At 61.5% G+C, this 24,513-nt stretch carries 27 protein-coding genes; 8 read left to right on the top strand and 19 right to left on the bottom strand.

What is annotated here, in order from left to right:
• Positions 1-35: 35 nt before the first annotated feature.
• Positions 36-1,100: a glycoside hydrolase family 25 protein gene (locus FZ934_RS17830; protein ID WP_153272162.1), complete on the top strand. Its 1,065-nt coding sequence runs from the start codon at positions 36-38 to the stop codon at positions 1,098-1,100.
• Between the two features lie 8 nt (positions 1,101-1,108).
• Here the strand turns inward: FZ934_RS17830 and FZ934_RS17835 are convergent, their stop codons facing one another.
• From FZ934_RS17835 to FZ934_RS17855, 5 genes are all read right to left on the bottom strand, one after another.
• Positions 1,109-1,561, bottom strand: coding sequence for a TspO/MBR family protein (locus FZ934_RS17835; protein ID WP_153272163.1), 453 nt, complete (start codon positions 1,559-1,561; stop codon positions 1,109-1,111).
• Between the two features lie 100 nt (positions 1,562-1,661).
• Positions 1,662-2,759 carry a DUF1513 domain-containing protein gene (locus FZ934_RS17840; protein ID WP_153272164.1) on the bottom strand — a complete coding sequence of 366 codons (1,098 nt, stop codon included), beginning with the start codon at positions 2,757-2,759 and terminating at the stop codon, positions 1,662-1,664.
• A gap of 4 nt (positions 2,760-2,763) precedes the next feature.
• A complete protein-coding gene (locus FZ934_RS17845; protein ID WP_153272165.1) occupies positions 2,764-3,855 on the bottom strand; it encodes an imelysin family protein in 1,092 nt (363 codons plus the stop codon).
• Complete coding sequence (locus FZ934_RS17850; protein WP_153272166.1) at positions 3,855-5,393, bottom strand: di-heme oxidoredictase family protein; 1,539 nt, start codon at positions 5,391-5,393, stop codon at positions 3,855-3,857. Before FZ934_RS17850 ends, FZ934_RS17845 begins: the two co-directional genes overlap by 1 nt.
• A 44-nt stretch (positions 5,394-5,437) precedes the next feature.
• On the bottom strand, positions 5,438-6,718 hold the full coding sequence (locus tag FZ934_RS17855) for an imelysin family protein (RefSeq protein WP_153272167.1): 1,281 nt from the start codon (positions 6,716-6,718) through the stop codon (positions 5,438-5,440).
• A 127-nt stretch (positions 6,719-6,845) separates the two neighbouring features.
• Here FZ934_RS17855 and FZ934_RS17860 point away from each other — a divergent pair, with 127 nt between their 5' ends.
• Complete coding sequence (locus FZ934_RS17860; protein WP_153272168.1) at positions 6,846-7,091, top strand: HPP family protein; 246 nt, start codon at positions 6,846-6,848, stop codon at positions 7,089-7,091.
• Here FZ934_RS17860 and FZ934_RS17865 read toward each other — a convergent pair.
• The 7 genes from FZ934_RS17865 to FZ934_RS17895 form a co-directional block, all read right to left on the bottom strand.
• On the bottom strand, positions 7,061-8,038 hold the full coding sequence (locus FZ934_RS17865; protein ID WP_246737813.1) for a GlxA family transcriptional regulator: 978 nt from the start codon (positions 8,036-8,038) through the stop codon (positions 7,061-7,063). The genes FZ934_RS17860 and FZ934_RS17865 overlap by 31 nt on opposite strands.
• Complete coding sequence (locus FZ934_RS17870; protein WP_153272169.1) at positions 8,031-9,242, bottom strand: MFS transporter; 1,212 nt, start codon at positions 9,240-9,242, stop codon at positions 8,031-8,033. The genes FZ934_RS17865 and FZ934_RS17870 overlap by 8 nt, the downstream gene beginning before the upstream one ends.
• A 137-nt stretch (positions 9,243-9,379) precedes the next feature.
• Positions 9,380-10,669, bottom strand: coding sequence for an RsmB/NOP family class I SAM-dependent RNA methyltransferase (locus tag FZ934_RS17875; RefSeq protein ID WP_153272488.1), 1,290 nt, complete (start codon positions 10,667-10,669; stop codon positions 9,380-9,382).
• A 147-nt stretch (positions 10,670-10,816) separates the two neighbouring features.
• Positions 10,817-11,179, bottom strand: a complete 363-nt coding sequence (locus tag FZ934_RS17880; RefSeq protein ID WP_056816567.1) for a septal ring lytic transglycosylase RlpA family protein — start codon at positions 11,177-11,179, stop codon at positions 10,817-10,819.
• Positions 11,180-11,585: 406 nt separating this feature from the next.
• Entirely contained in the window at positions 11,586-12,461 is an 876-nt protein-coding gene (locus FZ934_RS17885; protein ID WP_153272170.1) for an SDR family oxidoreductase, read from the bottom strand.
• Positions 12,461-13,621 carry a tRNA epoxyqueuosine(34) reductase QueG gene (gene queG / locus FZ934_RS17890; protein WP_153272171.1) on the bottom strand — a complete coding sequence of 387 codons (1,161 nt, stop codon included), beginning with the start codon at positions 13,619-13,621 and terminating at the stop codon, positions 12,461-12,463. Before queG ends, FZ934_RS17885 begins: the two co-directional genes overlap by 1 nt.
• A 12-nt stretch (positions 13,622-13,633) precedes the next feature.
• Entirely contained in the window at positions 13,634-14,326 is a 693-nt protein-coding gene (locus tag FZ934_RS17895) for a glutathione S-transferase family protein (protein WP_153272172.1), read from the bottom strand.
• Positions 14,327-14,594: 268 nt separating this feature from the next.
• Between FZ934_RS17895 and FZ934_RS17900 the strand changes: the two genes are divergently transcribed.
• Positions 14,595-15,392 (top strand): undecaprenyl-diphosphate phosphatase, encoded by a 798-nt coding sequence (locus tag FZ934_RS17900; RefSeq protein ID WP_153272173.1) that lies wholly within the window; start codon positions 14,595-14,597, stop codon positions 15,390-15,392.
• Positions 15,393-15,541: 149 nt separating this feature from the next.
• On the opposite strand, the gene FZ934_RS27860 is transcribed toward FZ934_RS17900, so the two are convergent.
• From FZ934_RS27860 to dnaN, 7 genes are all read right to left on the bottom strand, one after another.
• Positions 15,542-15,694, bottom strand: a complete 153-nt coding sequence (locus tag FZ934_RS27860) for a hypothetical protein (RefSeq protein ID WP_007799501.1) — start codon at positions 15,692-15,694, stop codon at positions 15,542-15,544.
• A gap of 271 nt (positions 15,695-15,965) precedes the next feature.
• Positions 15,966-16,946, bottom strand: a complete 981-nt coding sequence (locus tag FZ934_RS17905; protein ID WP_153272174.1) for a complex I NDUFA9 subunit family protein — start codon at positions 16,944-16,946, stop codon at positions 15,966-15,968.
• 112 nt (positions 16,947-17,058) lie between these two features.
• Entirely contained in the window at positions 17,059-17,346 is a 288-nt protein-coding gene (locus FZ934_RS17910; protein WP_113361100.1) for a DUF1330 domain-containing protein, read from the bottom strand.
• Between the two features lie 26 nt (positions 17,347-17,372).
• Positions 17,373-18,068: an orotidine-5'-phosphate decarboxylase gene (pyrF, locus tag FZ934_RS17915; RefSeq protein WP_153272175.1), complete on the bottom strand. Its 696-nt coding sequence runs from the start codon at positions 18,066-18,068 to the stop codon at positions 17,373-17,375.
• Position 18,069: 1 nt separating this feature from the next.
• A complete protein-coding gene (locus FZ934_RS17920) occupies positions 18,070-18,657 on the bottom strand; it encodes a histidine phosphatase family protein (RefSeq protein WP_153272176.1) in 588 nt (195 codons plus the stop codon).
• A gap of 4 nt (positions 18,658-18,661) precedes the next feature.
• Entirely contained in the window at positions 18,662-19,255 is a 594-nt protein-coding gene (gene pmtA / locus FZ934_RS17925) for a phospholipid N-methyltransferase PmtA (RefSeq protein ID WP_153272177.1), read from the bottom strand.
• A 116-nt stretch (positions 19,256-19,371) separates the two neighbouring features.
• Positions 19,372-20,490, bottom strand: a complete 1,119-nt coding sequence (gene dnaN, locus FZ934_RS17930; protein ID WP_153272178.1) for a DNA polymerase III subunit beta — start codon at positions 20,488-20,490, stop codon at positions 19,372-19,374.
• A 96-nt stretch (positions 20,491-20,586) separates the two neighbouring features.
• Between dnaN and FZ934_RS27865 the strand changes: the two genes are divergently transcribed.
• The 5 genes from FZ934_RS27865 to FZ934_RS17950 all read left to right on the top strand — a co-directional run bounded on the left by FZ934_RS27865 (position 20,587) and on the right by FZ934_RS17950 (position 24,501).
• Positions 20,587-20,745 (top strand): hypothetical protein, encoded by a 159-nt coding sequence (locus FZ934_RS27865; RefSeq protein WP_194273730.1) that lies wholly within the window; start codon positions 20,587-20,589, stop codon positions 20,743-20,745.
• Positions 20,746-20,801: 56 nt separating this feature from the next.
• Entirely contained in the window at positions 20,802-21,662 is an 861-nt protein-coding gene (rsmI, locus tag FZ934_RS17935; protein ID WP_153272489.1) for a 16S rRNA (cytidine(1402)-2'-O)-methyltransferase, read from the top strand.
• Positions 21,652-22,017: a YraN family protein gene (locus tag FZ934_RS17940; protein WP_153272179.1), complete on the top strand. Its 366-nt coding sequence runs from the start codon at positions 21,652-21,654 to the stop codon at positions 22,015-22,017. The genes rsmI and FZ934_RS17940 overlap by 11 nt, the downstream gene beginning before the upstream one ends.
• Positions 22,018-22,143: 126 nt before the next feature.
• Entirely contained in the window at positions 22,144-23,442 is a 1,299-nt protein-coding gene (locus FZ934_RS17945; protein WP_153272180.1) for an extracellular solute-binding protein, read from the top strand.
• Positions 23,443-23,523: 81 nt separating this feature from the next.
• On the top strand, positions 23,524-24,501 hold the full coding sequence (locus FZ934_RS17950) for an ABC transporter permease subunit (protein WP_194273732.1): 978 nt from the start codon (positions 23,524-23,526) through the stop codon (positions 24,499-24,501).
• Positions 24,502-24,513: the final 12 nt, after the last annotated feature.

The raw sequence follows: 24,513 nt of genomic DNA on the forward strand, positions 1-24,513 counted from the left end.
GCGTACCTCCGTCCTTGTTTTGCGTGCGAGTTGTTATGCGTTTATCGGCTGTCCCAGCGATCGTCCTTGCCTGCCTGACCTTGTCGGGTTGCTCGTCCAGTTTGGGCCCGGAACCGCTGTTGAATGTTGGCCCGTCGTCAGAGACGACGAGCTCCGTGGTGCGCCCGACCGCGCCGGTTCCGGCAGCGGAAGTGGCTCAGGTCGCGGATGTCGAGCCGGCGCAGCCCAAGGTGCCGCCGCAGCCGATGCCGCACGAATTGGCCTGGGCAGGGGCTGTTCCACAGTCGCCCGCCTTCCTGCAGCAGCAAAACGCAGTACCGACAGCCATGCCCGTTCCATCCGACCGGCCGCTCGCAATGTCCGAGCCTGACGACACCGACATGGATGCGCCGCCGCGCCGCTCGCGCAGCCGTATCTTCAGCCATCGTTTCCGTGACGCCAAGCCGATCAACTTCGGTTCGGCCTCGCCGCGAAAGCTTGCGGTGCATGGCGTCGACGTTTCGCGCTGGCAGGGCGAGATCGATTGGCTGAAGCTGCAGTCGCAGGGCGCCAACTTCGTTTACATCAAGGCGACCGATGGCGGCGACCATCTCGATCCGATGTTCCGGAAGAACTGGCGCAATGCCCATGCCGCCGGTCTCAAGCGCGGCGCCTATCATTTCTTCTATTGGTGCCGAACAGCCGGCGAGCAGGCGGACTGGTTCATCCGTAATGTACCGCGGGAAGCCAACGCCCTGCCGCCGGTCATCGATGTCGAATGGAACGGCGAATCCAGCTGCAAGCGTCGTGTCTCGCCCGAAAAGGTTCGCGAGAAGATGCAGGTCTTCATGGACAAGCTCGAGCGGCACTATGGTCAGCGTCCGATCATCTACACTGCACCGGACTTCTATCGCGACAATCTGAAGGGCGCGTTCATGGATTATCCCTTCTGGCTGCGCTCGGTCGCCGCGCACCCTTCAAAGGTCTATCCGGGCCGCAAGTGGGTCTTCTGGCAGTATTCGGGCTCCGGCATCTCGCACGGCGTCGACAACCGCATCGACCTGAATGTCTTCCACGGCAACGAGGATGACTGGCACGATTGGCTGTCATCCAGGACCTGAGCGGACCTTCAGTTCAGGTAAACGATCGAGGCGTTGAGTGCGGTGGCGAACGCCACCCAACCGGCATAGGGAACGAAGAGCAGGGCGGAGACCCTGTTCGCGTTCCAGCGGTTGCGGATGAATGCGATCACCAGTGCAAAGAGCGCGATGATGATCGCCAGAGCCACCGCTGGCATCCGCAGGCCAAAGAAGAACGGCGACCACAGAAAGTTGAGAACCATCTGGCCGGCCCATATCAGCATGCCGACCGACAGGTGACCTCGTAGCCATGTCTTGGCGCCGGCAATGCCGATCAGCACGTAGAGCACAGACCAGACGGGACCGAACACCGAATTAGGCGGGTTGAACGCGGGCTTGGCAAGCGATTGATACCATTCGCCCGGAAGGTTGTTCATGCCTATGACCAAGCCGCCACCAAGCGCGATGGCGACGAACACGATATAGGTCGGGACTTTGCTCATCCCGCCAAAATAGGGCAATCTATGATCCACGCCAGATGCCACTTTTGCTAGCGTGCCACAGCTGAAATGGTAATCGCCTACTCGCCGGTCAACGGCGGCGTCACGCGCCCCTCAGCGGGGCGATGCGTGCGATGTGCTGGTCCCACGCGACATCGCTGTGCGTGGCAAGGAAGTCGCCGTCGTAGGAGGAGACGGTAAACCCGTCCCTCGAGGCGGCAATTCCCGCCGCATCGGCAACCGTCTTTTCAGACAGCACCTTGCCGCTCTTCGCGTCGATCGTGACCGCAACGCCGCCCTTTGGCGAGCTGACGCCCACCAGCCCCGCCTCGCGATTGACCGCGATCGCCCCGACATAATTCGCCAGTCGCCGCGTCGTCTCTTGCGGCAGTTCGACGAACGCGAGATCCTCGCCCTTCGCGAAGTGTCCGACCAGCGGCGGCAGATCGTTGCGATGACCCTCGTACTGGCACGCAAACCAGATCCTGCCGGTAGCATCGATGTCGACGTGCCGCGTCGAGACTTGCGCCCATTGCGCAGGAAGCGTGTGTTTCTCCAGAAGGGCACCCGTCTTCGCGTCGATCAGCGTCAGCGAGGGCTGCATGCTGGCAAGATTGAGCTTCGTGCGGCCGAAATCCGGATGGGTCTCGATACCGCCATTTGCCACGATCAGCATCCGGCCGTCGTCGGAGACGGTCATGTCGTGCGGCCCGACGCCATAGGTCTCGAATTCGCCGAGCCGGGCAAAGCGGTTCGTCGCGTCGTAAAGCCCGATCATGCCCCGATCGCCCTCGAAATCGTTCTCGCTGGCGTAGAGAATGCGGCCATCCGGCGAAAAGGCGCCGTGCCCGTAGAAATGCCGTCCCTCGGCTGAGGTTATGACGATCGGCTCGTCGCGACCACGCGGATCGAAAATCATGGCATAGGTGCCGGGACGCCGCGCAAAGGCAACGGCCTTGCCGGTCGCCATGCTATGCGCCATGCCGTGGGCGCGCGCCGGCAGGGCAACCTGATCGACGATCTCGCCTCTCTCCGTCACCGTGGCGACGGCAAATTCGCCGCGTGCCGTGCGAAGGCCGGAGGCATAGACGGCGTCTGCCCGCTGCAGCGCCATTGCGCCACGCGGAGCAAGCCCGGCCAGAAAGCTCAGGCCCGCCGCCTTAATGAAGCTGCGTCGATCGATCGCCGCGCTGTTCCACATGAGATCAATCGCCGTCGGAGAACGAGAAGCCGGCAGAGAGGCCGACCGCAGAGCCGTAATCGTCGCTGATCTTGGTAATCAACTCGCGGCTGCTGGCGAGAAGGGCATCCAGCTTCGCCCTCTCGGCGTCACTGGTCGCGACCTCGATGTCAGGATTGAGCTTGGGAACGGTCTCCAGCAGAGACTTGAAGTTCGCATCGATCGCGTCGGCAATCGGCTTGCTGTCAGGCGGCAGCAGGTCGGCCATGCCGGCCTTCTGCCAGAGCGTGCGCAATCCTTCGAGATTGGCTGTCATCGACTTCCAGGTATTCTTCGAGCGCCAGTAGATCGCCATGCGCGGGCGTGGCGTGCTGTCCTTGCCCTTGTAGAATTGCTCGAGCCGCTGGTCGCGAACCGTCTCGGCGCCATGCACGAGGATCCCGAGCAGGGCGGTCACGGCCTCCTTGTTGTCCATGAAGTCCTGGCTCTGCGGGCCGGGGTGCTTCCAGCTCGCCTGTACGCCATCCGGCTTCTCCCACGCGGCGACGACTTCGCCGGCTTCGCGCTGGATGTTGCCGGCGACAGCCGCGCCATACTGGCATCGGAAGCCGTTCTTCTGCGTGGTAAGATCTTCGGAACCTGTGCCGTAGAGCACATATTCCAGCGCCGTCAGCCCCTGCAGGGCGACACTCTTTCCGGCGATCGCATCGACGGTGGTATCCTTGGGGTCGGCCTTGGCGATCAAAGCCTGCACCTGCTTCAGGCCGACGCCCTTGCGATCAGGGTAGAACAGGATGTGTTCGAAAAGATTGTCCTGGATGACAGGGCCGGTCTGCACGATCTCGATGATCGACCAGTAGCGGATCGTATCGTCGAAGGCCGATTTCGCCTTGTCGAGCGTCTGCTGGGTGCCGTTATCGCAGAGATCCTTCATTGCGGTCGTCAGTCGCGCCGCCGATTGCTGGGCGTTGCGGTAGCCCGGACGGATCACATCGTCCACGGCCCGCTGCATGACGGCTGGTACGGCTTCTTCATTCAGTCCGGCCTGCGGTGCGTTCTGGGCAAGAGCGGAAGAGGCGAAGGCAAGCGAGAGAAGAAGGGGATGCCAAAGGCGCATTAAAGGGACTCCAGGAATGTAATCAACGCCTGCCTATCATCCTTCGACGAAGATGCGAACGCGTCACGTGCTTTCTGTGCTTCGCCGCCATGCCAGAGAATGGCTTCGGTTAGATTTCTGGCACGGCCGTCATGAAGGAAAAAGCTGTGCCCGCTGACAGTCTGGGTCAGACCTATACCCCAAAGCGGTGGCGTGCGCCATTCACGTCCACTTGCGATTCCGACCTCCTGGCCATCGGCGAGGCCGTCTCCCATGTCGTGCAGAAGGAAGTCGGAATAGGGCCAGATGAGCTGGAACGACTGCGCCTTGTCGGCGCTGTCGCGCCGGGTGACGAATTTCGGAACGTGGCAGGAGATGCAGCCGGCCTGGTAGAAGACTTGCTTGCCCTTCAGCGTCTCCGGGAAGCTTGCCTTGCGCCGCGCCGGCACGGCGAGGTTTGCCGAGTAAAAGGACACGAGATCGAGCACAGGGTCGGGCGCCTCCTCGTTGCCAAGCCGCTTCTGTACGCCCGTTGGCACCTGGCGGCATTTTGCCTGGGCTTGCGTGCAGTCGCCGTAGGGGTCCGGTCGGTCCGGCGTGGAGATCCCGATGTCGTTCGAGAAGGCGTCGGCGCTCTGGTCGCGTACGGTGGCGTTCTGCGCCTTCCAGCCGAAGCGGCCGAGGACGATTTCGCCGCTCCGGTGATCGCGAACGACAGCTGCTCTTCCCGAGATCCCGTCGCCATCGGCGTCTTCAGGATCGGCGTGCGCGAGGATGTCGGCCTCAGGGATCGCCTCGATCAGCCCGAGACCGATCATGCCAGGCGCAACCCGCGGCGAGAGCCTCGTTTCCGGGGTGAGTGGCCCATAGCCGAGATCGGTTACCGAATAGCTCGGCTTGCGCAGCGAAACGACCTCGCCGCCATTAAGCGTCACGGGCTCTTCGCTGTATGTGATCGCCATCTTGCCCTCGGCCGACAGGCCCGGGATGGCGAGCTCCTGCAGCTGATGCCCGTAGGTCGGATCGGGAAAGTTCAGCGCGTCGGACTTCGCGACGGCCTCACGCTCGTCGGGACCCGTGGCCGGGCGGGCGAGACGAAGGAGCATCGACATGGAGCTCTGATCGCCTTCCGGCGGCTTGCCGCGTCCATCGTTGACGTGGCAGCTCATACAGGAACGGGCATTGTAAAGCGGCCCGAGTCCATCCGATGCCTGGGTCGAGGAGGGTGCGGATACCCAGAGCTTCTTGAAAAGCGCGTTGCCGAGCCGGAAACGCTGTTCCTCGTCGAAGGGGATGTTTCCGGAAATATGCGAGAAGGACTTTTTCGATACGGGGTCGATGGACGTCGCGCCGCCGCCCGACATTGCCTCGTACTGCTCGGCCCGGCTGAAATCGGCGGTGGGGCGGGTAACTTCGACGACCCTCTTCAGGTCTTCGCTGGAGAGGTCGGTCCGCACTTTTGGAAGTTCGCGCTCCCCGGCAAGGGCAGCGGACAGCCCGGCGACAGCGGCACAGAGAGCAGCGCCTGCGAGGATGCGGCGAGCCGGAATGGACGACATTTCGGAGTTCGGGCCGCTTCGTTGCGAAGCGGCCCGCCTTTTTCTTATTTGAAGACGGCGCTAGGATTATCCAAGCTGTCGGAACCTTCAAGCTTGACCGTGCCGAGATCGAGTGCGGCAATAACGCGCTGGATAGACTTAGTCTGGTCGACGAGGCCATCGATGGCGGCCTGAACGACGGCGTTGCCCTTCTTGTTGCCCTCGGCGATCATCTGATCGTACTTCTCGACGTTCTGGCCGCGCTTGGCCATGATCGCCATGGCCTTCAGCGTCGCGTCGAGCTTGCCCTGCATTTCTTTGTCGAGCTTCTTGTCCTTGGCAGCGACGAGATCGTGCAGCGACGGACCCTTCATCTTCGTGCCGTCAACGCGGGTGTAGTCACCCGTATAGGCGGCGGCGATGCCGATCGCGTCGTTGAGGTGCGAGTTGTAGGTGTTGTCGGAGAAGCAATCATGCTCTTCTTCCGGATCGTGCAGGATGAGGCCGAGCTTCATGCGCTCGCCTGCCAGTTCGCCGTAGGAGAGCGAGCCCATGCCGGTCAGGATGGCGACGAGGCCAGCCTTGGGATCGGCTTCGACGTGCTTGGCGGCTTCACCGTCGGGTGCCCAGTTGTTGGTCATCTCCTGCAGGTCGGAAACCAGCAGCGTCGACGCGGACTTCAGGTATTCGGCGCGGCGATCGCAATTGCCGTGCGTGCAATTCTTGAGGTCGTAGTCGGTGGCAGGACGATTGCCTGCGCCCGGGCCGGTGCCGTTCAGGTCCTGGCCCCAGAGCAGAAATTCGATCGCGTGATAGCCGGTCGCAACGTTGGCTTCGACACCACCAGCTTCGGCCAGCGTGCCCGACAGGAATTCTGGCGTCAGCTTCGATGCATCGACATCCTTGCCGTTGATCTTGATCGTCTTGTTGGCGATGACGTTCGCGACGTAGAGCGAGTTTTCGTCGCTTTCGGTGCCGTAGGAGGCGTCGACGTAGTCGATCAGGCCTTCATCGAGCGGCCAAGCGTTGACCTTGCCTTCCCAGTCGTCAACGATCGGGTTGCCGAAGCGGTAGACTTCGGTCTGCTGATACGGCACACGCGCCTTGATCCAGGCGGCGCGAGCAGCCTTCAGCGTGGCATCCGTTGGGTCCTTCAGAAGCGCGTCGATGGCGGCGTCCAGTGCCTTGGCAGTGGTGAGCGAATCTTCGTACTTCGCATGCCCGACTTCGACATAGTGCTTGACGACGGCGGCAGCATCGGCAGCCGCGTAGGCTGGGATGGCAGACAATGCGGTCGGGGCTACCGCAAGCGCCAGTGCTGCGCAAAAATTCCTGTTGAGTTTCATGATCCTCTCCTGTGACGGATGTTCCGTCCGAACTCCGGCAAAAATCTCTTCGCGCAAAAGCAAACTGGTGTCAAACACTCTAGTTTGGAATTGTTTTAAGAATGAATCTAGGAGCGGAATCGGCTATTTGCTCGCGGCGCTGATCGGCTTTTTGGGTCCCGTTAGTCTGGTGGGTTGCGCCATCGTCGTGGGGACTGCCATCGGCTGCATGCTGATCCTGCGCATGACGCATCCTGAAGCCGGGTCGGCTCTGCGGGATGTCTTCAGTCCGCATCTCGGCGGCGTGCTACACCATCTCATTCCGCCGCGCCATCAGCATCCGCTGTGCACGCCGCGCCGATTTCAGGCGGGCCGGCTGAAGCGCTCGCGATAGTCGGACGGGCCGATACCGAACTGCCCCAGCATCACCCGGCGAAGGTTCTGTTCGTTGCCGAGGCCGACCGAAGCGGCGATGGTCTTCAGGGGCAACCTCGTTTCTTCCAGAGCCCGGCATGCCGCTTCAAGTCGCATCGTCTCCACCGCCCTGGCTGGCGTCCTCCCAACCTTGGAGACATAGAGCCTCGCGAAGGTGCGCGGGCTCTGCCCGGCCTTTTCGGCAAGCCTCTCTACCCTCAGATCGGCATCGAGATTCTCGGCAATCCAGGCATGCAGCGAGGAGAAGCCCACTGATCTCGCATCCTGCAGCGAAAGCGGCGCGCTGAACTGGTTCTGGCCTCCCGGCCGCGTGACGAAAACAACGAGTTGGCGGGCCGTCTCGGCGGCGATCCGGTGGCCCAGATCGGCTTCGATCAGTGCCAGCGCAAGGTCGATGCCGGCGGTCACGCCGCCGGAGGTCCACAGGCGCCCGTCGTTGACGAAGATGCAGTCGGGCTCCAGCCTGATCGCCGGATGCCGCCGCTGCAGTTCCTCCGATCGCGACCAATGCGTGGTGGCGCGCTTCCCGTCGAGCAGCCCTGCATCACCGAGCAGGAATGCGCCTGTGCAGACTGAGCAGAGACGCCGCACCGCGGGTCCGTTCTCGGTCAGCCATGCGACGAGCGAGTCGAGCCCGAAGGCTCCCTCGTACGGAAGACCGCCCGGCACGATCAGCGTATCAATCTCGTCAGCATGCAGATCCTTGAGAGCGCAGGTCTCCATCACGACGCCGGGCGAGGTTCGGACAAGGCCGCCGTATTCGGAAACGACCAGCAGCCGGTATCCCGGTTTCACCGCCGCACCTTTTGACAATCCGGCCGCCGTTTCGAACGCCTGCAGCGGTCCGGCGATGTCGATGAGATTGGCGCCTGCAAAGGCGATCATGACGACGAGGCGGTCAGGCAATTCCCTCTCCGAGCGTTGCGCGGTTTGCTCCCTTCCATCTGAGCACAAGCAGAAGGCAAACCGCAAGCATGGGTAATATGAGAAGGTTGAGAGTCGACCAGCCGAGGCCCTGCAGCGCGGCGCCAGCCGACAGTGTCGAGAAGGTCGCCGCCAGATTGCCGAGCAGGCCCGACAGCGCCTGCGTCTTGCCGCGCTCGCTCGCTCGGTAGGACCGCGACAGAAGCGTGGTGCCGCAGACGATCAGCATGTTCCAGCCGATGCCGAGCGCAAGGAGTGCCAGATGGAACGCCGGCAGCGCCGTGGAACTGGTGGCGATCACCACGCAGGCGGCCATCAACGCGATGCCGGTGGAGAAGACGCGGATGACGCCGAAGCGGGCGACGAGCCGACCTGCGAAGAAGGAGGGCGCGAACATGCCGAAGAGATGCCATTGGATGACGCTGGCTCCGTCCTCGATGCTGAAACCGCAGGCGACGGCCGCAAGCGGCGATGCAGTCATGACGAACATCATCGCTGCAGATGCGACCATGGTGGTGGCAACGCCGGCGACGAAGATCGGTTGGCGCGCGATCTCCCGGAGCGGGCGGGCGGGAAGGATGTCCCCCGTCTTCTGCGCATCGATCATGCCGATGTCGCGATAGAACAGCAGCAGGCCTATCGCTGAAAGCATGGCAAGGACCGCGACCAACAGATAGGCACCGGCAAAGGCTGTATCGAAAAAGAGGTCCTTTGCTCGGCTGGCGAGCAGGGGGCCGATCACAGCCGCGATCACGCCGCCTGCCAGCACCGTGGAAATGGCGCGGCTCTTGTAGTCGGCATGCACCGAGTCGGCTGCCGCGATCGCATAGAACTGCGCGAACCCTTGGAAGGCGCCGACGCCGGCCGTGCCGAGGCAGAATAGCCAGAAATCGCCGTGGACGATCGACCAGACCGAGACCAGTCCGCCGGCACCGCCGCAGAGCGCGCCGAGCGCAAAGCCGAGGCGGCGCCCGAGCCGCTCCATGACGAAGGCGGCGAAAACGGTGACGACCGCCGCGCCGACCGTGATCAGCGCAAAGGGCAAGGTGGCGAGAATTTTGTCCGGCGCCAGCTGGTAGCCGGTAATGCCGGTCAAGGTCAGGTCGACGGAAATGGCGCAGATGAAGAGTGCCTGGCAGAAGGCAAGCACCCGAGCATTGCGTTTTCCAGTATCCAGTTGGTCCATCGAAGGCTCCCCAGCGCATAAAGATGCGTGCGGAGACTATCGACGACTGGCTTTTGGCAGCAATGACAAAGATACGTCAATTTCTGCCAATCGGAAAACGTTCTCCGCAATCAGAATGACGTTGGGAGAGAGATCTGTCAGGACTTCTTTTGCATCCGGCAGAAGAAGAAGCCGTCCGTATCTGTCGATGCCGGCGTCAGCGTGATCGTCTTGCCGTCGATAGAGCGTGGGCGGGGGCTGGTCTTGCCGAACAGGCCGTCCCAGGCAGGCAAGGCACTGGCAATCTCAAACTCGGGATTGGCTGCCACGAAGGCACGCACCTGGTCGTCGTTTTCCTGCGGCAGAACCGAGCAGGTCACATAGACAAGTTCGCCGCCGGGACGCACGAAGGCGCTCGCCTGCTTCAAGGCGTCCTGTTGCTGGGCCGTGCGCTCGTCGAGGTTCTTGGCCGTCAGCCGCCATTTCGTATCGGGGCGGCGTCGCCAGGTGCCGGTGCCGGTGCACGGCGCATCGACGAGCACCTTGTCGCAGCGCCCACTGAGGCTTTGCAGATCCTTCGCATTGTCGTGCACCTGCACGTTGCGGGTACCGGCGCGCTTCAGGCGTTCGATGATTGGCGCAAGGCGCTTGCGATCGGCATCGAAGGCATGAACCTGACCCTTGTTGTGCATCGACGCCGACATCGCCAGCGTCTTGCCGCCGCCACCGGCGCAATAGTCGAGCACCTGCTCGCCTTCTTGCGGCAGCACGAGGTCGGCCACGATCTGCGACCCTTCGTCCTGTACTTCAAACCAACCTTTTTGGAACGAAAGCTCCGCCGTCACGTTGGGAAGACGGGAAGCGCCTTCGCCGGCAGGTATCCGGATGCCGTACCGCGCGATCTTTGCTTCCTGTGCGCCGGAGCGCTCAAGCGCCTTGAGGGCCTTGTCGCGGCTGGCCTTGAGAATGTTGGCACGAAGGTCGAGCGTCGGGCGTTCAGCCAGCGCCTGGGCCTCGGCTAGCCAGTTCTCGGCAAAACCGAGTTCCAGGGACGGCTGGACCCATTCGGGAATGTCGCCCTGTATGTAGGAAGGAGCGTCGATGAGATTTCTGGTGCGGAAGGATGTGATCGCATCCTCCGACAGAGGCGGCGGTGCGAACTTGTCGTCGGCAAGGTTCGCTGCGAGGCTGTCAGGTGTGAAGCCCCACTGGCGGAAGAGGACGGCATAGGCAATGGCGGCTGGACTATCGTCGTCCATGAGCCAGGCATGGGAGAGCCGCATGCGGAGCGCGTCGTAGACGATATTTCCGATGGCGGCGCGGTCGCCGGAGCCGGCGAAGCGATGGGCAAGGCCCCAATCCTTCAGGGCATCGGCCACCGGGCGCCTGCGGGTTTCGATGTCCGCGAGTACAGAAATTGCGCCTTCCAGCCGTCCGCCCAATCGCACCTTGCACCGCTCCTTGCCGTTAAGTCGAAACATCGGGCTTGTGAACAATCCGCAGGAAGCGCGACAGACGCAGCGGATAGCTCACAAGTCTCAATCGCGTGGTATCCGCGATTGCGGGCAAGAGCAAGCGGTGAACGCGGTGGTACCTTAGCCGATCACTTCGTAGCAGACTTTTGCCGTACCGCTGGAAACCATGCCGATGTTCTTCGCGGCAGCCCGCGAGAGATCGAGAACCCGACCACGAATGAAAGGACCGCGGTCGTTGACGCGAACGACGACGCTGCGGCCGTTGTTACGGTTGGTGACCTTGAGCTTCGTGCCGAATGCGAGCGAGCGATGGGCAGCAGTATTGATGGAGGGGTTCATGCGTTCCCCGGAAGCTGTTTTGGAGTGAAGTGCGTACCATGACGCGCCACCACAACCATTTGCAGCGAAACCTTCCATCGGAAGGATTGTAGAACAGGCTGCAAGAGTTGCTGCGGCGATGACAGAGCGGCAGATTTTCTTCAAAACGGATTGTCCCTCAACTGTTGAACTTACGCCTTTGCGGGCGGCGGGGCTTAAATCCCCGGAAAAATGGCGAAAAAAGGCCACATGCGATCACGCAATGTTACGTGCCGTAACATTTGTGATTGCTCGGGAAACGATTCGCGACGGCCAAAAAGGGCCGTTCGTGGAAAAAGGATAATGAAATCAAATAAAATTAGAACTTTTTTTGCAAGGGTGACTCCTTGCAACTCGCGATCACAAAATCAGGCAAAATAATTTTGCGCGAACGCCATAATCTTTGCCTCATTTGCGCAAATTCAAAGGCCGTTAACCATAAATCGGAGATAATCTTGGCCGTATACTTTGGCTAAGTAGGAATTTCCTACCCTTTTCAACCTCTACTAAAGGCGTAACCTTGGCGCGATTTTCACGCGCCGCGCCACAGGTCTCCATGCAACAACTGCGCGAGTGACGCAGGATAGTTGGGGAAGGTGAAGCTGAATCCGGCGGCCTTCAGCTTCTCGTTCGAGACCCGTTTGTTCTCGCCGTAGAAAGACCGCGCCATGGGCGTCAGTTCGGCTGTTTCGAACGGCTGTTCCGGTGGCGGCTCGACACCCATCAGCCGGGCGGCTTCGACGATCACGTCCTGCGGCGGACCGGGCAGATCGTCGGTGACATTATAGATGCCGCCAAGCTTGCCGTCGGCCAGGAAGCGTGTCGACGCTCCGATGTCCTCGACGCGGATGCGGTTGAAGACCTGATCTTTCTTGATGAGGCGCCGTGCAGTTCCTCGGGCGAGATTGCAGAAGGCGTTGCGTCCGGGGCCGTAGATGCCAGAGAGCCGGAGCACGGCGGCGGGAATGCCGAGATCTTCTCCGAGTGCCAGCCACGCCTGTTCCGCTTCCAGCCGTTCCCTAGAGCGGCCGGACACTGGAATGCACGGCGTGTCCTCGGTGACCCAGTTGCCCTTGTGGTCGCCATAGACGCCGACGGTGGAGAGGTAGCCTATCCACTCAAGTTGCGGCATCAGCGTTCCAACTCGGTCGGCGGTGAGACGGATGACCGGATCGCCGGCCTCGCGCGGCGCGATCGACTGCACGACATGCGTGGCCGATTTCATGGCCGCCAGCAGTTCGTCGCTCAGCGTCTCGCCATCAAAGAGCAACGCATCGATACCCTTGGCACGCAAGGCGTCGGCCTTCTCGCTCGAGCGGGTCGTCCCGAGAACGCGAAAACCGTCGGCCTGAAAGGCCTGCGCGATCGCCGTGCCGGAATATCCGCAGCCAAAAATAACAACCTGCATCACGCCGCTCCCGCCATGTCCCATTCCCTGAGCACGTCGCTATCCGACTCGCTTGCCGAACGTTGTGCCGCAAAGATCGCGAAATCGCCAGCCGTCATCAGTCGTGAAAGCGCCCAGACGGCCATCGCCCGGACAACGGGGGAGGCATCGGATGCAAGCAGGCGGCATTGCGGGATCAGCTGTGCCTCACCGGAATTGCCGGCCGCAATCAACACGTTTCTGATGAAGCGATCCCGTCCGATGCGCTTGACCGGGGAGCCGCTGAAGAACGCACGAAAGGCCGGATCGTCGAGGGTAAGCAGGTCGGCGATCGATGGCTCCTTGAGGTCTTCGCGCGCCCGGAGCTTCATCTCGGAAGCCTGGCTGGCAAACTTGTTCCAGGGACAGGCGGCAAGACAGTCATCGCAGCCGTAGATGCGGTTTCCGATCAGCGGCCGGAGCGCCGGGTCGATTGGTCCCTTGTGCTCGATCGTGAGATAGGAAATGCACCTGCGCGCATCGATCTGATAGGGAGCCGGAAAGGCATCGGTCGGACAGGCGTCGAGACAGGCGCGGCATGAACCGCAATGATCCTTCTCCGCCGTGTCGATCGCAAGCTCCGCCGTCGTGAACATCGATCCGAGGAACAGCCACGAGCCATGCTCACGACTGACGAGGTTTGTGTGCTTGCCCTGCCAGCCGAGCCCCGCGGCGGCGGCCAGGGGCTTCTCCATGACGGGCGCGGTATCGACGAAGACCTTGACGTCGGCTCCCGCGCGCGCTGCAAAGCGTGTGGCGATCTCCTTCAGACGGCCCTTGATGACGTCGTGATAATCACGATTGCGCGCATAGACCGATATGGCGGCCTTGTCGGGCTTATCGAGAATGCCGCGCGGATCGTCGTTGGGCGCGTAGTTGAGGCCGAAAACGACGACGGATCTGACGTCGCTCCAGAGCGTGCGCGGATCGCCGCGCCGGTCGCGGGTCTCGGCCATCCACTCCATCGTCCCGTGGCGGCCTTCATCGATGAATGTGCCGAGACGGTCCTTGGCCTCGGGAATGGAATCCGGCCGGGTGATCCTGCAGAGGTCGAAACCCTGAGCTTCGGCCTCGCTCCGCACGAACGCGGTCAGCGTGGCGAGACGCTTCTGTTCCTTCGCCTCTGCAGTTCGTTCGGGCATGGCTGCCCTCCGTCAGAAGTCCAGATCTGCGTAATGCGACGTCGGTGTCAGTCCGCGCACACGCTCTGTCAGCAGCGGCCGGAAGGAGGGGCGCGACTTCATGCGCTGATACCAATCCTTGACCATCGGTGATTCCGACCAGTCGATCTCTCCGAGATAATCGAGGATCGAAACGGACGAGGCAGCGGCAAGATCGGCGTAGCTCATCCGCTCGCCGGCAAGCCACTGGCGCGAGCCTGCGAGCCAGGTCAGATACTTCATGTGCTGGCGGATGTTGGCACGCGCCGTGCGCAGGATCTTCGAGTCGGGAGCGCCGCCGCCCTGGTCTGCCGTCATCTGCAGCTTGTAGACGCGTTCGCGGGCAAGCGGCTTGGTGACGTCGGTCTCCATCTTGATCATGAACCATTCCGTCAGCCGGCGAATTTCGGCGCGCTGGAACGGATCTTCCGCCAGCAGGCGCCGGTCGCGCTTGAGCACGCCGTGGGTCTCGTCGAGATACTCGGAAATAACGGTCGCGCCACAGAGCGCGCGCATGCTGTCATCGACATAGACCGGAAGCGTCCCGGCCGGGTTCAGCGCCAGGAAGTCGCGGCGTTTCTCCCAGGTCTGTTCCTCGATCAGATCTGCCTGATACCCGTATTCGGTCAGGATCAGGCGAACGAAGCGTGACGCGGATGACATGGGGTGATGGTAGAGCGTGGGCATCGAGACTCGAATTTTTTGAGGGGTGTAGCACGTTGCAGGAGCGCGATGATTATAGCGCCCTAGTCATGACTCATTCGTTGAAGCTATAGGAGTTTGGCCCCTCCAATACAAGCGAGTCGGGCTGCCCAACGCTTGGCAAAGGAAGCACACGTGGCTGAAAAACATCCCCCTGTGGCCGATCCCGGCTGTCGCCACGCCTTTGTCGCATGAAGAAGATCGCGCCTCCCAACCGGCATAAGTCTGAGCGAACCGCTAACCGGAGACATTTATGGAATACATAAACTCAATACTTCTGGGTGTCATTGAGGGCATTACCGAGTTTCTGCCGATCTCAAGCACCGGCCACCTCATCATTGCCGAACAATGGCTAGGCCACCGCTCGGACATGTTCAACATCGTGATCCAGGCCGGCGCGATCCTTGCCGTCACCATTATCTATTGGCGCCGCCTCCTCGATCTAGTGCTCGGTTGGCGCGATCCGAAGAACCGGGCCTACGCCGGCAAGCTGATCCTCGCCTTCCTGATCACCGCGGTTCTTGGCCTGATCGTCAAGAAGCTCGGCTTCGAGCTTCCCGAGACGGCAACCCCGATCGCCTGGGCGCTCATCATCGGTGGTTTCTGGATGATCTTCGCGGAGTGGGCCGCCGCCCGCCGCCCACCGCACAAGGAAATCACCTGGCTCGTTGCCATCCTCGTCGGTATCGCCCAGGTCGTTGCCGGTGTCTTCCCGGGAACCTCGCGCTCCGGCGCCACGATTTTCGTTGCCATGCTGGCCGGAACCGGCAATCGCGCCGCCGCGACGGAGTTCGCATTCCTCGTCGGCATTCCGACGATGTATGCGGCAAGCGCCTATGAACTGCTGAAGACCTTCAAGGATGGCGGTGCTGCGAACGAAGACTGGACGGGACTGGGGATCGCTTTCGTCGTCTCGACGATCGTTGCCTTCGTCGCGGTCAAATGGCTGCTGTCCTATATCAGGAGCAACCGCTTCACGCTGTTTGCGATCTACCGCATCATCCTCGGCGTCGCGCTGCTCGGCATGGCGGCGGCAGGCATCATCGCCTAAGCCCATCTGGCTCACGCATTCGCGCCTCAGGGCGCGAATGCAAAACGATTGCCGGCGCATAGCGCCGCGTATTTGGGAAATCGTAGATGGCAGTCTCGACTGCCCGGCATCAAGGGATGCCAAGGCCGGCTCAGGAAGCCGGCATTTTGTTATCGGCTGATGGAGCCGGTCTCGCACGGATCCACGCCATAGGCAGGCGAGCATTCGCCTTTCACGGCCGCGACCGAGCCGGGCGCAATGAACGAACCTGCCAGAATAACCAGCGCCGCGCACGCGAACAGAAGCGCGATTGACCTACCCATCAAGAAAGCCTTTCAAGTCATTTGAGCACGCCGTGGCGAGGCGCTGAGTCCATCCACAACGCGCGGGGTGTGTAGTCAGAGGAATGACAAATAGCAATAAACGTTCCTGCTAAATTTGGTGTTAATTCCGCTAATTTTCCCATGCGACTTTTATGCAACGTTTGGTCGGCCCAAAGTGTGGAAAACACGTACGCCGAAGGGCCATCTCGCAAACAAAAACGCCGCCCGCGGATGTCGCAGGCGGCGTTCGATGCAAGCGATAATGCTAGGCTCAGGCGGCCTTTCCGGAGCCCGTGTACTGGCCATGCGGGCGGTACTGAACGAGATAGGATCCGATCACGGAGTTTACCATCGTCGGGGCAACGCCGATGTCCTTCAAGGTGCGGCCTTCGGCAACGGCTTCCTTCGAAACAACGTTGTCCTTCTTTAGTAGCCGGACCTGGTCGGCGGTGATCGGAGGCGCGATGAACGGCACGAGCGAGGCAACGCTGCCGATCAACGAGGCGATGCCGAAGGGAATGGAAACGAGCGGGTTCTTGCGGCTCGTCGCCTTCAGCACGGCCTGGAGACAGTCACGGAAGCTCAGCACCTCAGGGCCACCGAGTTCGTAGGTCTTGCCTGCCGCGACCTTGCCCTCGACGGCCTTGGCAACGGCCTCGGCAATATCGACGACGTAGACCGGCTGGAACTTCGTCTTGCCGCCGCCGATCAACGGCAGGACAGGGGCGGTCCGCGCCATGTCTGCGAACTTGTTGAAGAAATTATCCTCGGGCCCGAAAACGATGGACGGGCGATAGATGATGGCATCCGGCTTGACCGAATGGATGGCTGCTTCCGCGCGGCCCTTGGTGCGGGCATAGGCCGAGTCGGAATGCGCGTTTGCGCCGAGGGCCGAGATATGGACGAGCTTGGCGCCGGCGCCGCGGGCTGCCTCCGCAACGGCGCGCGCGCCGAATTCCTGAACCGCCTCGAAGGAGTTGCGGCCTGCTTCGTGCAGGATGCCGACGCAATTGACGACGAAGTCAGCGCCGTCGACCGCACGGTCGATCGAGTTGCGGTAGCGCAGGTTTGCCTGAACGAAGGAAATCTGGCCGACATTGCCGAGCGGCTGCAGGAAGCCGGCGAGGTCAGGGCGGCGAACGGCAACGCGAATGCGATAGCCGCGCTTTGCGAGCGCGCGGACGATATGCCTGCCGATGAAGCCGGACCCTCCGAACACGGTGACGAGTGGCGGCAGGTTTGCAAGGGTCATGACAGGCTCCTCGAAAGGCTCAGTTGTGTGATCGATCTGGTCTCGTCTTAGACCAATCACGGCGCGACGAAAAGGGTCATCGCGCCGCAGTTCTCATGGCGCAGAACTCGTCTCAGATGCCTTCGACGACGACCATCTCGGCGTCGGCGATTTCCTGGCGGATTTTCGCGGCGATCTGGTACTCAGGAGAGTTGTAGCAATCGACGGCGTGCTGCATCGAGGGAAACTCGATGACGACGTTGCGTGCACGCGACTGGCCTTCGAGCTCGGTAATCGCACCGCCGCGCGCAAGAAAGTTCGCGCCGTACTTCTCGAAAGCCGGCTTTGCCGCTGCGACATAATCCTTGTAGCGATCGGGTTCGCGTACATCGACGCGTGCGATCCAGTATCCTTTTGCCATCTGACGTCTCCCTGGCTTTTTTAGAATTATTGAAGGGCGGCCGACATTTCGGCGAGGATCGCGCGCGCGGCTTCGCGGGGATCCGCAGCCTTCACGATCGGGCGGGCAACGACCAGATGGCTGGAGCCGGCCTTCAGTGCATCACCTGGTGTCATTACGCGCTTTTGGTCGCCCTTGTCGGCGCCGGCAGGGCGAATGCCCGGCGTGACGAGCGCCATGTCAGGACCGATGATCTTGCGCACGGCAGCGGATTCCTCGGCCGAGCAGACGATACCGCCCATGCCGGCGAGATGCGCCTGTTCGGCGCGGCGCAGCACCAGCGTATGCGGATCATATTCGTAGCCGGCGGAGATCAGGTCCTGCTCGTCCATAGAGGTCAGCACGGTAACACCGAGGAGACAGAGATCGGAGCCCTTCGCCGCCTCGACAGCAGCCTTCATCGCCTTTGGATAGGCGTGCAGCGTCAGCATCGACATGCCCATCTTGACGATGTTCTCGACACCCGAGGCGACCGTGTTGTCGATGTCGAGCAGCTTCATGTCGAGGAAGATCTTCTTGCCGCTCTTGGCAAGATCACGCGCAAATTCCAGGCCGCCGGCAAAGGCCAGCTGATAGCCGATCTTGTAGAAAACCACGTCGTCGCCGAGCGTATCGACGATCCGTTCGGCTTCGCCAAGCGTTGGAACATCCAGCCCGACGATCAGGCGTTCGCGTGCGTCCATCTCACATCCATCCCTGCCACTCTTCGATAGGCGTCCAGTCGCACGATAGGCGCTGATCTGCAAGGCTGAAACAATAGAGATTGCCGCCGCCGCCAGGCTGATCGCCGTCGCGCCGGATCGCCCGGCCCTGAAGGTGGCATTTCAACAGGGTTCCGACACCGCCGTGGCCGACGAAGCCGATGGGCAGGGCGGGATCATGCGATGCGAGCACATCGTTGACCGCCGAAACGATACGCCGTTGCGCATCGATTGCTCGCTCCCAACCACGGAAGCTCTCCTCGGGGTGCGCGAAGAACCAGTCGGCCGCCTTTTCGAACTCCGGCGGCGGCAGGAAGCCGGTTGCCGTGCGGTCGTTCTCATGCATGCCGTGGACGATTTCGACGGTCAGCCCCCCGGCGGCCGCAAGGATCTCGGCGGTCTCGATCGCCTTCGTCTCGTCGCTGGAAACGATGCGCCGCAATTGCCTTGCCCAGCCGCTTTCAGCCGCTCTGCCGGCGCGCGCGGCCCCAATGTCCGATAATCCCCATTTCGACACGGGGACATGGGGGTCGATCTTGACCTGCGGGTGGGTGATATAGAGGCCGAACACCAGGTCAGCCGCGCCGGTAGATCCAGAGCTGCGCCGGCGGAATGTTCCGGACGATGAAGTCGAAATGCTGGATGTGGTAGCGATCCGGCCGCGCGATGATCGGCGACACGGCGCCGTAGGAGATCTGCACGACGGGCCGGCCGGCCGGCAGGCGGTCCAGCAGGCTTTCGAGAAGGGCGATGCGGGCCTGCATGGGGAAGTTCAGGAGCGGCACGGCGGAAATGACGGAATCGAACTTCTGATCCTTCAGGTCGCCAAGCGTCTTGTCGAGATTGAACGCGTCGCCGTTGATGAAGTTCACGCCCGGATAAAGCCGGATCAGGTGCTCGTAGAAATCCGTCGAGTATTCGATGGCAACCAGATTTTCCGGCTTCACGCCACGCCCGAGGATCGCCTTGGTGATCGCTCCGGTGCCGGGGCCGAGTTCTAGGACAGGCAGGCCGGAGTGGGTGTTGACGACACTCGCCATCTTGCGGGCCGTTATGGAGGAGGTGGGAACGATCGAGCCGACTGTCTTTGGCCCCTGCATCATCCCCTTGAAGAAACGAATCTCTTCGTCGAATTTCCTGCCAAGCCGTTCCTTCAGGCGCAAAGCCATGCCCGTCCTCCTAGATATGCAACAAGCAGCCCGGTTCCTAATTGCAGTCAGTCGGGCCGAAAAACAAGGCCCGACGTCGCAATCGGCAAAGTTTGAGCAAGAAATGCGACGCGCGACTAAACGCGCATCGGCATCAGTACATAAAGAGCGTCGTCACCGGCCGTGTCGCGAATGAGCGTCGGCGAGCCGGCATCGGCCAACAGGAAGATCGCGGCGTCGCCCGAAAGCTGTGCCGTGATGTCGAGCAGATACTTCGCGTTGAAGCCGATCTCCATCGCGTCCATGTCGTAACCGACGGCAACCTCTTCGGTAGCGCTGCCGGAATCCGGATTGTTGACGGTGAGCAGCAGCTGCCCGTCGGAAAGCGCGAGCTTGACCGCGCGGCCGCGCTCCGAGGAAATCGTCGACACACGGTCGACGGCCTGCGCGAACGTCGTGCAATCGACGCGCATTTCCTTGTCGTTGTTGGCAGGGATGACGCGCTGGTAGTCCGGGAACGTGCCGTCGATCAGCTTCGAGGTGATCACGATCGAGCCGATGCTGATGCGGATCTTGGCGTCCGAAACCTCGACGGTCACCATTGCGTCAGGCACGTCGACGAGCTTCTGGAGCTCACCCACCGTCTTGCGCGGGATGATGATGCCAGGCATGCCTTCCGAACCCGAAGGCGCCTTGACGTCGGCGCGGGCGAGGCGGTGACCATCGGTCGCAACGGCGCGCAGCTTCAGATCGCCTTCGCTTTCGATCGTGTGGAAGAAGATGCCGTTCAGGTAATAACGGGTTTCCTCGGTCGAAATCGCGAACTGCGTGCGATCGATCAGCATCTTGAGATCGGTCGCCTTCAGCTTGAAGGTGTGGCTGAAGGTGCCGGCCGTTAGATCCGGGAAGTCGGATTCCGGCAGGCACTGCAGCGAGAACTTGGAGCGGCCGGACTGGACGGTCATCGAACCGCCGTCGGTGCTGGTCGCCAGAAGCACCTCGGATCCGTCAGCGAGCTTGCGCACGATATCGTAGAGAAGATGCGCGGGAACGGTTGTGGAGCCCGGCTGCTCGACGTTGGCAGGCGTCGCCTCGGTGATTTCGAGGTCGAGGTCGGTCGCCTTCATGTCCAGGTTCTGCCCTTCGGCGCGCAGCAGGATGTTGGACAGGATCGGGATCGTGTTCCGGCGTTCGACCACGCGATGCACGTGGTTCAGCGACTTCAAAAGGTTGGACCGCTCAATAGTAATACGCATGGGATGCTACCGCTTTCGACCGTTACTGCTCGGGCGCCCATCATAGCGCGCCGCAAGGAATGCCTTTGCCCAAAAGGACCGGAGTGGACAGGCAAAATGGCAGAACTCTTGGGCCGATTGCAAGAGGCGCAAATGGAAGCGTCAACGCAATTGCTGTTTTCCGGTGCGATGCTCACAGAAATCGCGACGGCCTTGCCGAACTGCGAGGCCTCGCCCATAAAGACGACGAAGCCAAAGGAAGTGGAAATATCTTGAGTAATGACGAAGTGACGGCCGACGGCGGCAGACAGCGCAGCTTTCGCCTGCACAACATGTCGGTTCCGGCGCGGCCGTTGGAGCCGGCGCTTTACCTCGTAGCGACGCCGATCGGCAATCTCGGTGATATCACGCTTCGTGCACTGGAAACGCTCGCCGGCGCCGATGTGCTGGCCTGCGAGGATACCCGCGTAACCCGCGTCCTGCTTGATCGCTACGGCATTCAGAACCGTCCATACGCCTATCACGAATACAATGCCGACGAGGCCGGGCCGCGACTGCTGCAGGCTTTGGAGGCAGGCAAGTCGGTTGCCCTGGTTTCGGATGCCGGTACGCCGCTGGTCTCCGATCCCGGCTACCGCCTGGCGCAGAGCGCGATCGAGGCCGGTTACCGCGTGGTCCCCATTCCCGGCGCGTCCGCCCCATTGGCGGCGCTTGTCGGCTCCGGCCTTCCCAATGATGCCTTCCTCTTTGCCGGCTTTCTGCCGACCAAGGACAAGGCGCGTCGCGACCGGCTGGCCGCGTTCGAAGCCGTCCAGGCGACGCTGATGTTCTTTGAATCGCCGCACCGCATTGCCGCGACGCTCGCCGCCGCCGCCGATGTACTCGGCAACGACCGGGTGGCGTCCGTCTGTCGCGAACTGACCAAGACCTACGAAGAGTTTCGCCGTGGGACATTGGCCGAGCTTGCCGCGCACTATGCCGATGTCGACAGCGTGAAGGGCGAAATCGTGCTGGTCATCGGACCGCCGCCGGAGCGTGCCGTCGAGGCAGCCGATGTCGATGCGATCCTGGCCGATCTATCGAAGACCATGCCGACCTCCAAGGCCGCCGCCGAGGCTTCTCGACTGACGGGCCTTTCCAAGAAAGAACTCTATCAGCGGCTTCTCGACATGAAGGGCGGCGATGGACGATAGGGCGGTCAGGGATCGCCGAAGGGCGCTGCGCCGGGGGCATGTCTCCGAGTATGTGGCCGCTCTTTACCTCATGCTGAAGGGCTATCGCATCGTGGCGTTCCGCTACCGGACGAAGCTCGGCGAGGTCGACATCATTGCACGCAAGCGCAATCTCGCGGTTTTCGTCGAGGTGAAGGCGCGCAGTGACGAGATAAGTGCCGTCGACGCCGTGTCGCAAACCGCGCAGAGGCGCATCAAAGCCGCCAGCGACATATGGTTGTCACGTCAGGCGGATTATGCTGTGCTTTCCCAGCGTTACGATATCATCGCCGTACTCCCAGGGCGTCTGCCGCGCCACTTTGCGGACGCTTTTTGAACGACATTGCAAGCGCGTGCAAAAAGATCGCGCTGTAACATTACTGTCATGAAACTGTTAAGGTGGCGTCACGGAACGCCTCTATTGCACTCCTCGCGCCCAATAACGGGTGGAGAGGGATTAGCCATGTTCAAGAAATTTACGATGGCGGCCGTGGCCGTGAGCTTCTCGGCCTCGTCGTCTTTTGCCGCGACCAATATCACTTGGTGGCACGGCATGGGCGGCCGCAACGGCGAAGTCATCAACGAAGTCGCGCAGAAGTTCAACGCATCGCAGACGAGCTGCGCGATCACGCCGGTCTCCAAGGGATCGTACGAAGAAGCGCTCGCAGCCGGTATCGCCGCCTTCCGTTCGGGCGAGCAGCCGAACATCCTGCAGGTTTTCGATGCGGGTGCAGCCACGATCATCAACGCCAAGGGCGCTGTCATCCCGGCTGAAGACCTGATCAACAAGTCAGGCTACAAGTTCGACCGCAACGCCTTCATTCCGGGCGTTCGCTATCTCTACGCTGCGGCTGACGGCAAGTTCGTCGGCATGCCGTTCAACTCTTCCGCTCCGATCATGTACACCAATCCGGAAGCGCTGAAGAAGGCTGGCGTCGAAGCCCCGAAGACCTGGGAAGAGTTCGAGGCGATCGCGCCGAAGCTCAAGGAAGCCGGCTACATCCCGCTCGTCCAGACGCAGCTGACCTGGGAGTTCACCGAGAACTTCTTCTCGCGCAACAACATCCAGTTCGCCACCAACAACAATGGTTACGACAGCATCGTCGACACGAAGCTCAAGGTCACCGACCCGAACCTCATCATGATGTTCGAAAAGCTGAAGGCCTGGAAGGATGAAGGCTACTTCGCCTATTACGGCGCTGGCTGGAACGACAACCAGAAGCCCTTCGAAGAGGGCAAGGTCGCTCTGTGGATCGGTTCCTCGGGCTCCTTCGGCGGCCTGAAGAAGACCGCAACCATGCCCTTCTCGGCAACCTTCCTGCCCTACTGGGGTTCGATCAACGGCGCCGGCAAAAACACCTTCATCGGTGGTGCTGCCCTCTTCGCGATGGCCGGCAAGCCGGAAGCCGAAAACAAGTGCGTTGCCGACTTCTTCCAGTTCCTGACCTCGCCTGAGATCCAGAAGTTCTACCACCAGGCAACCGGTTATGTCGCCATCACCGAAGCCGCCTATGAGCTGGCCAAGAAGGAAGGCTACTACGAGAAGGAGCCTGTCGCCGAAGTCGGTATCAAGCAGCTGAAGCTGGAAGGCGGCGAATGGTCGAAGGGCTATCGCCTTGGCTTCTACCCGCAGATCCGCTCGATCATGGAGCGCGAATACAACCGCATCTTCGCTGGTGAAACCACCGTCAAGGACGCGTTCGACACCATCGAGAAGGAAGGCAACGAACTTCTCGCCCGCTTCGCGAAGACGGCTGGCTGATCCAAGTCACGTCGACCATGACAGTCAACATGGACCTCCCTTCTCCGGAAGGGAGGTCCTATCAGCGATAGAGGACCGCGCGTGGCCTATACACCTTCTCAACCTCGCTTCGGCCGGTTCATTCCGGGTTTTGCGGCAGGCGCCAGGAAACCTGCAGCCGTTGCCGAGCCCGCAGGCGCCAAGCGCGTCCAATTCTCGCCGTCGCTGATCCCCTATCTGTTTCTGGCGCCGCAGCTCGCGGTGATCTTCATTTTCTTCTACTGGCCGTCCGTACAGGCGGTGCAGTCGTCCTTCTACATCGAGGACCCCTTCGGTTTCGGCGCGACCTTCGTCGGCTTCGCCAACTATACGGACGCGATCTTCAGCCCCGAATATTTGAGCATCGCCAAGTTCACGGTCGTCTTCACTGGCCTGGTGACCTTCTTCTCGCTGGCGCTCGGCCTGCTGCTGGCGGTCAAGGCCGATGCCGTCATTCGCGGCAGCTCCGCCTACAAGACGCTGCTGATTTCGGTCTATGCGATCGCCCCGCCGGTTGCCGGCCTCATCGGCATGATGTTCTTCGACCTGCATATCGGCCCCTTCGTCAAGCTGGCGGCCTGGTTCGGTTGGGACATGCAGGTCGGTCTCAATTACTACGACACGGCGTTCGCACTGATCGTCGTCGCGGTCTGGAAGCAGATCCCCTATAACTTCATCTTCTTCCTGTCGGGTCTTCAGGGCGTGCCGGTCTCCGTGCGCGAAGCCGCCACCATCGATTGCCGCTCCGGTTTCCGCCGGTTCTGGACGGTGACGCTGCCGCTGCTGGCGCCCACCGCCTTCTTCCTGCTGATCATTAACATCACCTACGCCCTGTTCGACACCTTTGGTGTCATTGACGTGATGGTGAAGGACAAGCCGGCCAACAATCCGATCACCCTTGTCTACAAGGTCTACATGGACGGCTTCCGCGGCAATGACATCGGCAGCTCCTCGGCGCAGTCGGTCATCCTGATGATCGTCGTCTTCGTCCTCACCATCATCCAGTTCCGCTTCATCGAGAAGCGCATCCACTACACGTGATCGGGGAAGACC

Origin of the sequence: Rhizobium grahamii, assembly GCF_009498215.1 — a bacterium.
GTDB lineage: Bacteria > Pseudomonadota > Alphaproteobacteria > Rhizobiales > Rhizobiaceae > Rhizobium > Rhizobium grahamii_A.

Coding starts and splice junctions, on each gene's coding strand:
- FZ934_RS17830 (WP_153272162.1), top strand. CDS start 36: ATGCGTTTATCGGCTGTCCCAGCGATCGTCCTTGCCTGCCTGACCTTG.
- FZ934_RS17835 (WP_153272163.1), bottom strand. CDS start 1,561: ATGAGCAAAGTCCCGACCTATATCGTGTTCGTCGCCATCGCGCTTGGT.
- FZ934_RS17840 (WP_153272164.1), bottom strand. CDS start 2,759: ATGTGGAACAGCGCGGCGATCGATCGACGCAGCTTCATTAAGGCGGCG.
- FZ934_RS17845 (WP_153272165.1), bottom strand. CDS start 3,855: ATGCGCCTTTGGCATCCCCTTCTTCTCTCGCTTGCCTTCGCCTCTTCC.
- FZ934_RS17850 (WP_153272166.1), bottom strand. CDS start 5,393: ATGTCGTCCATTCCGGCTCGCCGCATCCTCGCAGGCGCTGCTCTCTGT.
- FZ934_RS17855 (WP_153272167.1), bottom strand. CDS start 6,718: ATGAAACTCAACAGGAATTTTTGCGCAGCACTGGCGCTTGCGGTAGCC.
- FZ934_RS17870 (WP_153272169.1), bottom strand. CDS start 9,242: ATGGACCAACTGGATACTGGAAAACGCAATGCTCGGGTGCTTGCCTTC.
- FZ934_RS17885 (WP_153272170.1), bottom strand. CDS start 12,461: ATGCAGGTTGTTATTTTTGGCTGCGGATATTCCGGCACGGCGATCGCG.
- queG (WP_153272171.1), bottom strand. CDS start 13,621: ATGCCCGAACGAACTGCAGAGGCGAAGGAACAGAAGCGTCTCGCCACG.
- FZ934_RS17895 (WP_153272172.1), bottom strand. CDS start 14,326: ATGCCCACGCTCTACCATCACCCCATGTCATCCGCGTCACGCTTCGTT.
- FZ934_RS17900 (WP_153272173.1), top strand. CDS start 14,595: ATGGAATACATAAACTCAATACTTCTGGGTGTCATTGAGGGCATTACC.
- FZ934_RS27860 (WP_007799501.1), bottom strand. CDS start 15,694: ATGGGTAGGTCAATCGCGCTTCTGTTCGCGTGCGCGGCGCTGGTTATT.
- FZ934_RS17905 (WP_153272174.1), bottom strand. CDS start 16,946: ATGACCCTTGCAAACCTGCCGCCACTCGTCACCGTGTTCGGAGGGTCC.
- FZ934_RS17910 (WP_113361100.1), bottom strand. CDS start 17,346: ATGGCAAAAGGATACTGGATCGCACGCGTCGATGTACGCGAACCCGAT.
- pyrF (WP_153272175.1), bottom strand. CDS start 18,068: ATGGACGCACGCGAACGCCTGATCGTCGGGCTGGATGTTCCAACGCTT.
- pmtA (WP_153272177.1), bottom strand. CDS start 19,255: ATGGCTTTGCGCCTGAAGGAACGGCTTGGCAGGAAATTCGACGAAGAG.
- dnaN (WP_153272178.1), bottom strand. CDS start 20,490: ATGCGTATTACTATTGAGCGGTCCAACCTTTTGAAGTCGCTGAACCAC.
- FZ934_RS27865 (WP_194273730.1), top strand. CDS start 20,587: ATGGCAGAACTCTTGGGCCGATTGCAAGAGGCGCAAATGGAAGCGTCA.
- rsmI (WP_153272489.1), top strand. CDS start 20,802: ATGTCGGTTCCGGCGCGGCCGTTGGAGCCGGCGCTTTACCTCGTAGCG.
- FZ934_RS17940 (WP_153272179.1), top strand. CDS start 21,652: ATGGACGATAGGGCGGTCAGGGATCGCCGAAGGGCGCTGCGCCGGGGG.
- FZ934_RS17945 (WP_153272180.1), top strand. CDS start 22,144: ATGTTCAAGAAATTTACGATGGCGGCCGTGGCCGTGAGCTTCTCGGCC.